The sequence below is a fragment of the Acinetobacter sp. genome (assembly GCF_041919735.1).
Lineage (GTDB): Bacteria > Pseudomonadota > Gammaproteobacteria > Pseudomonadales > Moraxellaceae > Acinetobacter.
In genome coordinates this window covers 145,615-157,712 of sequence record NZ_JAYRTF010000003.1, presented here as the reverse complement: position 1 = coordinate 157,712, position 12,098 = coordinate 145,615, and the positions used below count along the sequence as shown (strand labels likewise).

The window sequence follows — 12,098 nt, the reverse complement described above, 5'->3', positions numbered from 1 at the left end:
ATAAATATCAGTAACTTAAGTAGCAACGACACAAACACTGACACAGTCATTTTATCTGTTTAATATTGCTAAATTTCTTCTGACACAGTATCAATAGCTACAACTCTATCACTGAAAAATAAAAATGAAAACTTGGCTCTACTTTTACATAGAACACACAATAAAGAACCGCGAACCTTTTTATAAAGAAATCGGGTGGTCGCTTGGATTGAAAAACAGATATGTTGTTTTGAGTGAAGTGAGGAGTTGAAGTATTGATGAAGTGGAAAATAATTCAATTCACGCACTGCACACAAACAGTAACGTGAACTTTTGTTGAGATTGAATGAGCTGTGCAGCCCGATAGGAGGATGCACAGCAATAAAGTGGCCAGCTTCATTTCACTGACCATTTTTTATAAGCATTACCAAGTTTCACATCATAAGAATTTTTGGCATAAGCAGCACCGTTGTAGCCACGCGCAAACGCTTTCCAGTCTTTATTCTTGAGTACGTTGATCAAGCCATTCACTTTGATATAGCGACACATTGCATCAAGCTGTGAAGCTTCATCTTTATACATCGCATTTATAAATGCTTGTAGAGATGCATATCCTAAAGCCTTCCAGTGATAGCCCATGACCTGCCCAATGCCCCAGCTAGCCGACTCTAAAGCTGAAGCTCGATGGTATTGCGCAGCAGCATTTAAGCGACCATGTTGGGCTGAATACAAACCATAGCCACCGGCTGATTTATTGCATAGATCAGGGCGCTTAATCATCATTTTATCTGCGATCTTTGATTGGCCATTTGCGATCAAGCGTTGTCGCATGACATGGCGTTCAAATAAGATGACTGGAGTATTATCTGCGTTGAAACCAGATCCTTTACATTCCACTTCAATCACAGCTTTAAGCGCTGCGACTTCAATGCCGAGCGCCTGAGCTTGCGACTGAATTTGTGAATCAGTCAATTTTTTCATGATCTTCCCCGTGTAATTCAGGCTGCTTCTTAAGTCGAGCAAGCACCATAGCCACACCGACAAACATCCCTACCCATTCGGCAATATTTTCAGGAATTTTATTTTTGAGTTCCTGTGGAATTAAGACCCAAATATTCAAAAACTGCTCTGAAAATAAAATCAGGGCATAAAAAAAGGCGCTTAATGCGCCTACTTGTACTGACTTGAGTTTCCAAGCCTGTTTCCAATTATCAATCAATTTCATTTAATACTCCAGTTGCTCGCTTGACGTTTAAGCCACGATTCGATAAATGTACTTCCTAAAATCCCTAGTGCCGCCGCAATCGCAATCAGCGCAAGTGGCTCAATGTCTGGAATTTGCAATACAACAGCCCCCGCAATTGTTGATGTTGCTGAACCTAAAATTGTTCTGCCGATTGCTAAGCGCCATGACAACTTTTCGTCAGATACAAGCAATTTAGCAAAGCCAATCGCAGCCCCAATAACAATGAGCAGCAGTAAATTTTTCTCATGCTCTTGCATGAATCCCCCTATTTTTTTGACATTAAAAAAGCCCCGATTGGGGCTATGAAATATTTATACCTTATTTAAATGAGGACTAAGACAATCTTTTATATCTAAAGCAGGGACGCTTGGGTTTTTGTCAATAATTAAAATGTCTGTTGCATTATTCGGAACACAATAAATTTTACCGTTTGCGGCTAAAACGCCGCTATACCATTTACCCGTACCGCTTAAACTAGCACCTAAATTTGAACGTGTCGCGGTATCAGTGGATGGGTCAATAATTAAAATGTCTGTTGCATTTACTGGAGCACAATAAATCTTTCCGTTTGGTGCTAAGACTCCACCTAGCCATTTATACGTATCACCTAAACTAGCACCTAAATTTGAGAGTATTGCAGTATTAGTTTCAGGGTCAATGATTAAGATGCCTGTTACATTTAATGGAACACAATAAATCTTACCATTTGGTGCTAGAACTCCACCTACCCACTTCTCACTCCCCGTTAAACTAACCCCCATATTTGAGCGTGTTGCGGTATTAGTGGATGGGTCAATAATTAAGATGTCTGCGGCGTCACGGGGAACACAATAAATTTTACCGTTTGGTGCTAGAACTCCACCCTGCCATTTACTCGTACCGCTTAAACTGGCACCCATATTTGAGCGTGTTGCGGTGTTAGTTTCAGGGTCAATAATTAAAATGTCTGTTGCATTTACTGGAGCACAATAAATCTTTCCGTTTGGTGCTAAGACTCCACCTAGCCATTTACCCGTACCGCTTAAACTAGCACCTAAATTTGAACGTGTCGCGGTATCAGTGGATGGGTCAATAATTAAGATGTCTGTAGCGTTTTCAGGAACACAATAAATCTTACCATTTGGTGCTAGAACTCCACCTACCCACTTCTCACTCCCCGTTAAACTAACCCCCATATTTGAGCGTGTTGCGGTATTAGTGGATGGGTCAATAATTAAGATGTCTGCGGCGTCACGGGGAACACAATAAATTTTACCGTTTGGTGCTAAGACTCCACCTAACCATTTATACGTATCACCTAAACTGGCACCCAAGGTTGATCTTGTTGCGCTTGACTCAAAAGTATTAAAGTTACTTGCTGCTCTTGTTAAGTCAAACATCACTTTTTTATTTCCGAACCACAGACCCGCTGTTGTGTCCACAACAATCTCATTACTGATTTTCTCAGTTGTCGAATTATACGACCCAAATCGCACGTAATAAGTTTTATTGATTTCTGCCGTTGTATCTGCGTATGTCAAAACATCTATGCCTGTTGCAGTGGCAACAGGCATAGATTCAGGATTCATTGTTGTTTCAGACCGATAATAATTTGCAGCACTGTAACTGCCGTCGATCAAAAATTCATAGTCAATTTGAACACTCATGTTATCGTCACCGTTTCCCAAATATCGTATGGCGCGCTAAAGAAGATTGAAAGCCCTACAGTGTGTTGAAAAAATTGATATGAATCATATCCATCTCTCACTGTTTTTGCTGTTACTTCAATAGAACCTGTTTCGGCTTGCATTGCTGAAATTGCTAAAGTGTAAGTGTTGGTTCCAGTGGCATCTACGTTGTGCGTCGCAACAACTAGGCCATCTGCATCAAGCTCTTTGATAGTCAGCATTGTTGAAGTGCCACTTTCAATTGTAACGCCACCATCAGTCCAACCAAGAATTGAACCGCCCGTTTGCTGCACACGATTGCGATCTACCCACGTTAAAACCAAGTCTGTTTCAATTTCAGCTGGATAATACTCACCATTAATTTTGACATTTGCTGGCGGATAAGGGCGATTTGCCTCACCGCGCAATGTGATTGAATGCTCAGTTGCCAAAGCTGCTGAAAGTTGTGCAGAGCTGGTATTTGTCAATACTTTGGCATTTACGCTTTCACCGGCATAGTAGTCTGTATTGTCTACCGCCAGCCATTGATCGCAGAAATAAAGCCGCGCGTCAGCTGCATGAATCGCTGGAACAGTCCCAAGCACACCGCGTTTGACTGTAACTGTGTTTGCAACCAGATCAATTGCAGTAACAGCAAGCTTTTCGTCACCAAGCAGCAGCCATTCATTTATCTCAACTAGATTCAGATCTGTACCGTCTTTAATTGAAAGTACAGTCTGCATGCGGTCAATATCTGCACTTAATAGTGCAGATGGACAATAGTCCAATGTTGCTTTTGTGCTATAGCTGCCCTGCCCAGTCTGAACGTCTGCATTAATTGAATTGCGCTGATGTCGCGCCGCAATCACAGCCACCTTTGAAAGCGTTGGATCAGCGGCGAGCTCCGCATTCACTTCTGACTCACTCGCTAATTGCACAGCATCAAAATACGGCAGCTCGATCACACGGACTGTCGGATTGTCCTGCGGCGGCTGAATTGCAGGATTTTCCGCAGGCGGCACATAGGGTGCTACTGAGTTCATTGGTGTGCTGAATACATCCTCAATCGCTTCAATTTTTACACTAAGATCATGCGCATCACCGTAATCAATCGACTTTACGCGCATGATTGCGCCTGCGACACCATGAACATTCCAGTTCCAGGTAAAAGCATCGCCGACCGACAGCTTGCGGCCAAAATCGGGATGCACTTCATTCAATGTGACCACTTTCAGCGGACTTGAAAGCGCATGCAAATCACGCTCTGCCGCACGATATGCGGTGGCTGCATTGGTAAAGCCATCGTATTCAACAGGCTTATTAACTAAACCGTTTTGCGCAATACGCGCGGGATCTTGTGCGGTTGATGTCGCATTTTTACCGGTTTCTTTATTCCAGTAGGTCATAGTGACTTGATTGACCTGCTCCGCAGCAGTACGTATTTCATAGTCGGAGATTGAACGCACATTAGATTCATCCAGCACAACCAAAGATTCTGCTTCATAGTCATCGCGAATCAGCTTTAATGTCCATTTATTTGTTTTTTTATCAACAAAACAAGACGCATCAATGTGCTCGCAAATCAGATTGATGATGTTTTGAATCTGCCCTTCATCATCAAACACAATGCTCATATACATGTCTTCAGTGTTCAGCACACGCCACGCTTCAAGAAATGAGTCTTTATCCAGCGCCGATTCAGGCTGTCCAAGCCCCCATTGCACATTTGTGATGCACAGCCACAGCATATCCGCTGGATTCATGTCAGGCTCACCGGTGCGGACGCCAAACCATGCCTCTTCATTAATCAGTGCAGAGCCGTCATCTGTCCAAATTTTTGGACACAAAAAACCGCCGCCATAATTCAAATCAGAGCGCCACCAGTTGTCTTCTGGTGTGTTGTCAAGACTTGAGAGCGCGATATGATCCGGCATATCTGCATTGCCCGCATCTTTAATGAATTGTGTGTATAAGCAAAAATGCTTCACAGTGCTGAAATGGCCCTGCGCTGTTGCTGTATGCGCAGCTGTCACATCCTGCCCATCTGCAATAATCGCAAATGTATTTCGCGTTGCGCTTGAGTTTTCAGCAAAAAATGCATAGCCGGTGCTCATCATTGCAGTGAATGAATTACCGCTGACTTGATCTTTTTTAGCAATAAAATCACCGAATGCGCCGGCATCACTGACTTGAAAATCAATAAAATCCTTGAATGTGACTGTTGCATCAAATGCAATCACACGCACATTCATCACACAGTTAAAATACGTCTCTTTAAAAAAAATCAGTGTATTCACGATGCTTGAGAGCGTGTTTTTAAGACGCACAAAATCATTTACAGATAATGATTTTGAGCAGTCAAAAGCAAAGACAAAATTTGATGGTGTATTTGTCACATTTGAATTGATGCCGCCCACATACGAAACGCGGTACTTCCAGTCCTTCATGTAATTCTGATTGCCGATATATCCTTGCTTCCAGACAAATGAGCTGACGCCGCGGTATGCCGGCACGTTGCCGGCGCCTAGAATTGACTCTAAGTAAGGGTCAGGCTGCTGATCCGGTGTGCCAATGTAATAATTGAAGTCGCCGGCGATACCGCCGCTGGAATCATCACCGCCGAATAAATTCGGCTGTGATATACGGCTGGATTCATTGCCGACACCACCATACCAGGCTTCTTTGTCTTCTACCCAGATTCTGCGCAAGTACGCGCCTGCATGCGCCAGCACTGCATGAAAGCCTACATAATACTTATGCCCGACTGTTTGCTTCTTTCCGCCGCTCATCTTCTTCCGCCTGTGCAATTTCTACAATTTTTAAAGCCATCGCATCATTTGTTTTTTCAACAATGTCAGCATCAATGCCGTTCGCTAAAAAGTCTGGCCAATCCCATTTTTGGGCATCAAAAAAAGGCTTAACGCCCTCTTTTCTGCAGTACCCCGCCGCTCGGATGTGCCGAATATAAATTTTCATTTTCTAATCGCCTGTGTTGCTTGATCGCCGAACCACACGACACTTGCTTTTACGTCACGCGTGCCGAGCACTACTTTGTTTGTTACCCCCTCTTCGGCCGTGGTGATTTCTACGTCCTGTGCAGAAATTTTATTCTGCTGGCTGCGCGCCATTGAGTAGCTGACAATTAGCGAAACGACAATAGCGACTACTGCATAAATCAACATTTCCATATCAGATCACCTGTTTCTCCAGTGGGTTATCAGTCGGCACAAAGGGAAAGCCGCCATAATTCGGCATGTTGCCGTAGGCCTTGCATGCAGCTGGGGTCCGCATGCAGCCCGGATAAAGTGTCACGTGCGGGATTGCATCTTTTGCTGCCCGCAGTTCGGTTTCAGCTACAGAAAGCGCTGCAGTTTTGTCTGAAACTACCGTTTCAGCCTGCAGTTTTTCTGTTTGCGCCAATGCCAGCGCATCAAGCAATTCTTGATAGCCATCAGCTTCAGGATCAGCAGCATCGACCGCTGCATGTGCGTCAATTTCAGCTTGTGTTTTGATTGCTAAATCATCTTGAGCATTGCTTAATTCAAGCTGCGCAGCATCTAAAAGCAACTGTTTGTCTGTGATAATTGCCTGCAATGCGGCGAGATGTGCATCGTCAAGCGCATATTTAGAAAAGCTGTCATAGCGGCGTTTCAGAATCAGCGAATTCTGCTTGCTTTCATCAATTGTGATCAGCACGCCGCCCGGCGCTTCAATCATGCCGATTTTGAAATAATTGTCTGCGTATGATTCAAGCCCGCGCAGCACCACATTCAGCTTATCAATGCTTTTGATTGTAGTTTTGACTGCATAATCATCTTTATTTAGCCGGCACTCATCACTGAATACGCGATATGGGCAAGGCCCCTGAATTTTACGCGTAACAGCATTGCGGCCCACTTTTGTGTATTCAGTTTCAAACTGCAACGTAATACCGTCACTTTTAGGCTTCACTTTGACTAAGCGGCCCGACCAGAACTGATTAAATTGGGTGCCCTCATAAGCAAACATTTCAACCGTTGTCAGCTCTTCAAGTTCAGAACGTGAAAGGTTCTGCGCTAATTCAGACTGCAGAGAAAATTCAATATCCATGACTTCTTTTTCAAGAGACGTGCTGGATTTATGCCTGCCGCGCTTCAGTACATGCGGTTCAAACGAATACCCCAGGTGTTCAACAAAAGCATCACCGTTTGTATACGCGCGAACGACCGAACCCGTTTTAAAAAGATACAGCTCGCGCCGGGCAATTGTTTCGCGGCCATTGCCCAGCACTCGCTTAAAAAATTGCATCATGGCTCTATCTCCAAAATTGAAACCGCAGACTCGGTGATATTTGCACCCTTATATTGAATATCAGTTGAATCATTATTCAGCCGGTGCAGGCCTAAATAGCTGATCATTTGTATGCTGGCCGCAGGCTTATTTAATGCCGGTGAAATGGTCAGTCTTGTATTAACACCATTTTTTGCCGCAGCTGTGATTGTGTGTGCTGTCCAAGCATCCTTTGCTTTGATTGCGATATGCTTGCGGTGCGCAGCAAACTCTAAATATTGATTGGATTCAACATCCAGCACAGCGGCTACATGTCCTGTGCTTTTTACATAGAAATTACGCTCAAAGGTGGGCATCCAATACGGCCTGAACATGCCCAACCGGCGGAACAAAAACTGGCGGTATTCATGCAGCTCGGCTTGAGTTTTCATCAATGAGCGCATCGGTTTGCCGTATTTGGCGTGCAACCAATTTGTATGCTGATCGATCGGGCCAAGGCCAAAATCAACAACTGTTTGATGCTGCAGCACCGTGACATTCAGCGAATCTCCCTCCAGCAGCAACCGCTTGAAATATATGTCGTGACTCAAAAACTGAGCCGGAACCGGTGCAGCTATGTGCGGCGCATCCAGTACCTGAAATTGCAGTTTGGGCTGACTCCAAACCGCATTGATCGGTGCTGAAACGTCGCCCAACAAAAAGCCCACTCGAAGCGGGCATATTGTGAAGTTTTGCAGGTCTATGGATTGATGCAACTTGAGTCCATCGCTACGTACTTCTTGAATTTCAACAACAATACGCTCACTGCCTTTTTTGATTAATGCCAGGGAATCTTGCCGATAATCATAAATTGCCGTATTGCAGGTAATAAAATCACCCGATGCGGCGGCAACGCGCTGCCATTCAATATCTACCGGCACAGCCCACTTTAAGCGCAATCCGCCATATAGCACATTGAAATTTTGCCCCACAGCCTTTCGGAAAGTCACATAATCAATATTGAGCACCTGGGCTGCAGTTTCACGCAACGCGGTGCGCTGCTCTGCGCCGTTGTGCGATTCAAACATATATGTGCTGAAAGACAGTGACTCGGATGAACCGACCAACGTGCATTCAGTGAGCAATACAAGTTCGCCAAAAAGTGTGGTTTGGATTTTCATATTGCTCCTTAAAATCAGTTAGAAAAAAGCCCACCGAAGTGAGCTTATGGTATGCCGAGTGCGGCTTTAAAGTCAGAAGGGTTAGCCTTGATTTGATTAATTAAAATTTGCCCCCCAGCAGCGCCGCGCATGTAATTACCAACCAAATCATCTTGCTCAATCTGGTTTACGATGGTGAGCTGCTGCCCCTGTGCTGAAGCATTCTGCTGTGTTTGACTGACGTAATCTTGCATAGCAGGGCTTTGAACATTCATCAGTTTAGGCGCATCAAGTGCAATTGGCCCACCATCCGCATACGCATTTGGCAATCTGCCGGTTTGATTCATAAAGTTCAAAGTATCAAGACCAAGCATATTTACGGCTGCGGTTCGCATCATGAATTCGCCGTTTGAAGCCCAAATTGGAATTTCATCACTTGTTCCAGTGCCTTTGCCAGTGATGTGGCCACCAGTAGCAAACCCAACAGGGCTAAGTGCTGAGACAGCAGCTTCAAGCAGACCTGTTTGCATTACTGCCATACCTACTGCGGGCATGTTGTATGGGAATGCAGCCGAAGCCCATGCTTTAGAAATAGCTACTTTGCTGTCCATCATGACTGAGTACAATGCAAAGCTTTTTTGAGCCAATCCCAAAACGGTGTATGCAGAACTAGATGAATCAACTAAGCCCATCATCATGCCCGCAAAATCGGCACCATATTGCGCACCATAAGACAACTGCATTTCTAAGCGCTGGCGCTGATACTCTTCCTCAGTAATCAGCATTTCATCACGTGCAGCCTTTAGTAGATTCATGTCTTGCTGATACGGCGATTCATCAAGCCCCATCATCGATTTATAATCAGACCAAACGCTTTCACGTTTTTCATTTTGCTCAATACCCTGTTGTAAATTTGCACCCTTAATTAAGGTGTCCTTCATTTCAGGTGAGTATTCAGCTGTATTGAGTATCTCCTCCCTTACCAACGCATAGTATTGTTCAGCATAATCACTAGCAGTCATCCAGTTTTTGCGAACATCTAAAAGTTGTTTGGATTGAGATAAACGCAATTTGTCAGTTTCAATCTTGTACAATTCATTGAGTGATTGAATTTTTTGTTTTCTTTGCTCAGAAGTTAATTTCTGATCCGCTTGAACTTCTTGATGCTTAATATTGAAAGAGTACTCGAGTTTTTTCTGCTCCGTCATTCGATGCTCTGTCAGTTCGAACGCAAACTGCATGTCTGACAGTTTTTTAGTTTGCTCATAGCGCTCTTTTGCGACTGCCAAATATTCCTGACTTGCGCCAGCGCTCAACAAGCGCTGTACCTCTTTTTGATAATCAAGCATCTTTTGATCATCGCCGGAAGCATAGTCGTATTTGATGCGCTCTCGCTCTTGCAGGATTTTGTTGTAGTCACTTTCAGCTTTAGCTAATGCAGAAGTTGCTTTTGCGGTCTTTGCTTTTGCTTTAGCATTTTCATCAGCCTGCTTAGTATTTACTTTTAATCCAGTGTTACTAAGTTGTGATGCCGCTGTAGTTTTTAATATTGCTTGTGTTAATTTTCCTTGAGCATTTGCATTACCTGAAAATGCATCTACGGCTTTCTTTCCACTTTCAAGAGCTGTGTCGGCAACTGTTGACCACGATTGCTTAACAACGCTAGCGCCAGTTTTTAGAGCATCCACAGCACCGCTAAACGAACCTGCAGTTACTACATTGTACAGTGTCATACCTGTATTAATTAGGCCGACCATAGATTCGCGTGCTATGACAAACAAAGTTTTCAATACACCTGTAGCCGTCACCACAACACCAGCAAATGCATTCATACCAATGCTGACAATAGATACGCCACTATCCAAACCAACTGCTGAATTTGTTGTGTCTACAAATAAGCTCATAAGATTGGATACCGCAGGCATAACTGCGCTAACCAACTGGTTTTTCATTCCTTGAAACTGTAAATCTAAAGCTTGGGTTTGGGCTGCCAATAGCCGTGACTGCTCCATAGCCTCTTGTGTTTTAAGAACCCCTGCATCTTCTAGAGCTTCACCAAACTCATCTAACATTTTCCCGTTTTGAGCGAATAACGGGGCGAGGTTTCCAAGGTCAGATGCAAGACTTTCAAACACAAATCGTCGTTCTTGGCTTGTCACGCCAAGTTCATCCATTTTGTCGTTCAGCAGCTGAATAGCTTCAACACCATCCTTGCCTTGAAGCGTTTTCGAAAATGAACGAATTTGATCTTCGGTCATTTTGGTGTTGTTTTTTAATGCATCAAAAAAATCAGCTGCGCCACCGCCTTCGGTTGCGCTAAATTCACCGAGCTTTTCTTGTACATCAGCAAGTATTGAGCCGAGCTGATCTTGCGATACACCAAAGCCCAGTGCAGCATGTTCTAAGATTTGAAAGTTTTGAACTGATGTGTTGGCGCGATCGGCCAGCATTTGAAGCTGTACATCAGCCTTAGCTGTTTCAATCGCCATTTTAGCTAAAGCAGCTGCTCCAATCACCACACCACCTGCAGCCATGCCTGCAACTGCTGCACCTGCAACTAGTACATTCCCTCTAATAGACCCAATTTTGGAATTAAATCCATCAATGACGGAGCCTATTTGTGTGCCGCTAAAAGCATCAACCACTTGCTCTTTGAAACCTTTTACCGCATCCCCCATTTTTGTTGTGGTATTTTTCGTAGTTCGCTCAGCCTTATTCATACCCTCAACGTATGAACCTAGCTTGACAACTAAATCGAGTGTTAGTCGTCCTAGTGATGAAGTTGCCATGCTATTCTCCAGGCAATAAAAAACCCTGCATAAGCAGGGTTTGGGTTCTAAAATCAGAGTTTACATTGGTCTAAAATTCACCCCTACTATGTTATGCTTCTTAGCGGAATGAGTAGCGCAAGCCTAAACGATATGTTGTGCCGTTCACATCAAGTTCACTAAGATTTCCCGCATCATAGCAAACACCATTCAAGCAAGCTTCAGAGTCTTGATTGTACATCCATTTATAACCAAGGCCACCATAAGCAGCAACATTTGGTGTGAATTTATAGCCGAGCTCCAAGCCAACAGGAATGGTTAGATACTCAAGCTCTAATTCAGCACCATCACCTTTCCCATCTACCCATGAATACCCCAAGCCCGCAGTACCATTGATGTAAACTTTTTTCTCATCATAGAAATTGTAAACACCACCTAACGAAAACTCTTTGAGTTTTAATTCATCTTTTTGCTGCTCGTACTTAGCAAAAAGACCGCCTTTTTCATTTAAAAAATAAGTAGCGCCAAGCTCCCAACCCTTTAATCGAAGCTTAACATCCTCTTTATCAAGCATGCCGCCAACATAGCCGGCATTAAACGTGATATTGCTTAGATAGGGCGCGGACATGGATTGTGGTTCATGGTTATTCTGCGCATTTTGACCACCAAGTGGTGCTGGTGAGCCGTACTGAATTGGTAGCGGTTTGTCTGCAAAAGCTAACGATGAAATGAAAGATAAAGTTGCGATTGCTAATGTTTTTTTCATAATACCCCCTAGTAAGGTGGATAACATACTCAATTTTCAGCAGAAAGTACATACAACCAAAAGGCCAACCTAGGTTACCCCCTTCATCATTATTTCATCGACGGTATAGACCTTTTCTTGAGGTTTATCCTCATGTGGCATAAACACCAACGGATCTACATCTTTAGCACCTTTCGCCCCTAAGTATGTAGCTGTCATGCTTCCCAAGCCCTGCTCGATTCTTCGACCAATAAAAAGTGAACCGCGAAGATTTCGATACGCAGTCCAAAACATGAATTCCTCATA

The 12,098-nt window shown here is 43.8% G+C and carries 12 protein-coding genes; all 12 read right to left on the bottom strand.

The features are described from left to right. Window positions 1-375 precede the first annotated feature (375 nt). The 12 genes from ACE3T3_RS03105 to ACE3T3_RS03050 all read right to left on the bottom strand — a co-directional run bounded on the left by ACE3T3_RS03105 (window position 376) and on the right by ACE3T3_RS03050 (window position 12,086). Window positions 376-963, bottom strand: coding sequence for an N-acetylmuramidase family protein (locus ACE3T3_RS03105; RefSeq protein ID WP_374663989.1), 588 nt, complete (start codon window positions 961-963; stop codon window positions 376-378). After that, the gene (locus tag ACE3T3_RS03100; RefSeq protein WP_374663946.1) at window positions 944-1,204 is read right to left on the bottom strand and encodes a hypothetical protein; all 261 of its coding nucleotides are present in this window, start codon (window positions 1,202-1,204) and stop codon (window positions 944-946) included. Before ACE3T3_RS03100 ends, ACE3T3_RS03105 begins: the two co-directional genes overlap by 20 nt. Then, complete coding sequence (locus ACE3T3_RS03095; protein ID WP_374663944.1) at window positions 1,201-1,482, bottom strand: holin; 282 nt, start codon at window positions 1,480-1,482, stop codon at window positions 1,201-1,203. The genes ACE3T3_RS03100 and ACE3T3_RS03095 overlap by 4 nt, the downstream gene beginning before the upstream one ends. Window positions 1,483-1,536: 54 nt before the next feature. Beyond that, entirely contained in the window at window positions 1,537-2,871 is a 1,335-nt protein-coding gene (locus tag ACE3T3_RS03090) for a hypothetical protein (protein WP_374663942.1), read from the bottom strand. Then, window positions 2,868-5,660 carry a phage tail protein gene (locus ACE3T3_RS03085; RefSeq protein ID WP_374663940.1) on the bottom strand — a complete coding sequence of 931 codons (2,793 nt, stop codon included), beginning with the start codon at window positions 5,658-5,660 and terminating at the stop codon, window positions 2,868-2,870. Before ACE3T3_RS03085 ends, ACE3T3_RS03090 begins: the two co-directional genes overlap by 4 nt. Then, window positions 5,626-5,847 (bottom strand): hypothetical protein, encoded by a 222-nt coding sequence (locus tag ACE3T3_RS03080; protein ID WP_374663938.1) that lies wholly within the window; start codon window positions 5,845-5,847, stop codon window positions 5,626-5,628. Before ACE3T3_RS03080 ends, ACE3T3_RS03085 begins: the two co-directional genes overlap by 35 nt. Beyond that, window positions 5,844-6,059: a hypothetical protein gene (locus ACE3T3_RS03075; protein ID WP_374663936.1), complete on the bottom strand. Its 216-nt coding sequence runs from the start codon at window positions 6,057-6,059 to the stop codon at window positions 5,844-5,846. Before ACE3T3_RS03075 ends, ACE3T3_RS03080 begins: the two co-directional genes overlap by 4 nt. A 1-nt stretch (window position 6,060) precedes the next feature. Beyond that, window positions 6,061-7,161, bottom strand: a complete 1,101-nt coding sequence (locus ACE3T3_RS03070) for a phage BR0599 family protein (protein ID WP_374663934.1) — start codon at window positions 7,159-7,161, stop codon at window positions 6,061-6,063. Beyond that, entirely contained in the window at window positions 7,158-8,300 is a 1,143-nt protein-coding gene (locus ACE3T3_RS03065; RefSeq protein ID WP_374663932.1) for a hypothetical protein, read from the bottom strand. Before ACE3T3_RS03065 ends, ACE3T3_RS03070 begins: the two co-directional genes overlap by 4 nt. Before the next feature lie 44 nt (window positions 8,301-8,344). Continuing rightward, on the bottom strand, window positions 8,345-11,068 hold the full coding sequence (locus tag ACE3T3_RS03060; RefSeq protein ID WP_374663930.1) for a hypothetical protein: 2,724 nt from the start codon (window positions 11,066-11,068) through the stop codon (window positions 8,345-8,347). 100 nt (window positions 11,069-11,168) lie between these two features. Next, the gene (locus tag ACE3T3_RS03055; protein WP_374663928.1) at window positions 11,169-11,813 is read right to left on the bottom strand and encodes a hypothetical protein; all 645 of its coding nucleotides are present in this window, start codon (window positions 11,811-11,813) and stop codon (window positions 11,169-11,171) included. A 69-nt stretch (window positions 11,814-11,882) separates the two neighbouring features. Next, window positions 11,883-12,086, bottom strand: a complete 204-nt coding sequence (locus ACE3T3_RS03050) for a hypothetical protein (protein ID WP_374663926.1) — start codon at window positions 12,084-12,086, stop codon at window positions 11,883-11,885. Window positions 12,087-12,098: the final 12 nt, after the last annotated feature.

Bases quoted from the DNA above. Each gene is read 5' to 3' on its own strand.
- ACE3T3_RS03100 (WP_374663946.1), bottom strand. From the start codon at position 1,204: ATGAAATTGATTGATAATTGGAAACAGGCTTGGAAACTCAAGTCAGTA.
- ACE3T3_RS03095 (WP_374663944.1), bottom strand. From the start codon at position 1,482: ATGCAAGAGCATGAGAAAAATTTACTGCTGCTCATTGTTATTGGGGCT.
- ACE3T3_RS03090 (WP_374663942.1), bottom strand. From the start codon at position 2,871: ATGAGTGTTCAAATTGACTATGAATTTTTGATCGACGGCAGTTACAGT.
- ACE3T3_RS03085 (WP_374663940.1), bottom strand. From the start codon at position 5,660: ATGAGCGGCGGAAAGAAGCAAACAGTCGGGCATAAGTATTATGTAGGC.
- ACE3T3_RS03080 (WP_374663938.1), bottom strand. From the start codon at position 5,847: ATGAAAATTTATATTCGGCACATCCGAGCGGCGGGGTACTGCAGAAAA.
- ACE3T3_RS03075 (WP_374663936.1), bottom strand. From the start codon at position 6,059: ATGGAAATGTTGATTTATGCAGTAGTCGCTATTGTCGTTTCGCTAATT.
- ACE3T3_RS03070 (WP_374663934.1), bottom strand. From the start codon at position 7,161: ATGATGCAATTTTTTAAGCGAGTGCTGGGCAATGGCCGCGAAACAATT.
- ACE3T3_RS03065 (WP_374663932.1), bottom strand. From the start codon at position 8,300: ATGAAAATCCAAACCACACTTTTTGGCGAACTTGTATTGCTCACTGAA.
- ACE3T3_RS03060 (WP_374663930.1), bottom strand. From the start codon at position 11,068: ATGGCAACTTCATCACTAGGACGACTAACACTCGATTTAGTTGTCAAG.
- ACE3T3_RS03055 (WP_374663928.1), bottom strand. From the start codon at position 11,813: ATGAAAAAAACATTAGCAATCGCAACTTTATCTTTCATTTCATCGTTA.
- ACE3T3_RS03050 (WP_374663926.1), bottom strand. From the start codon at position 12,086: ATGTTTTGGACTGCGTATCGAAATCTTCGCGGTTCACTTTTTATTGGT.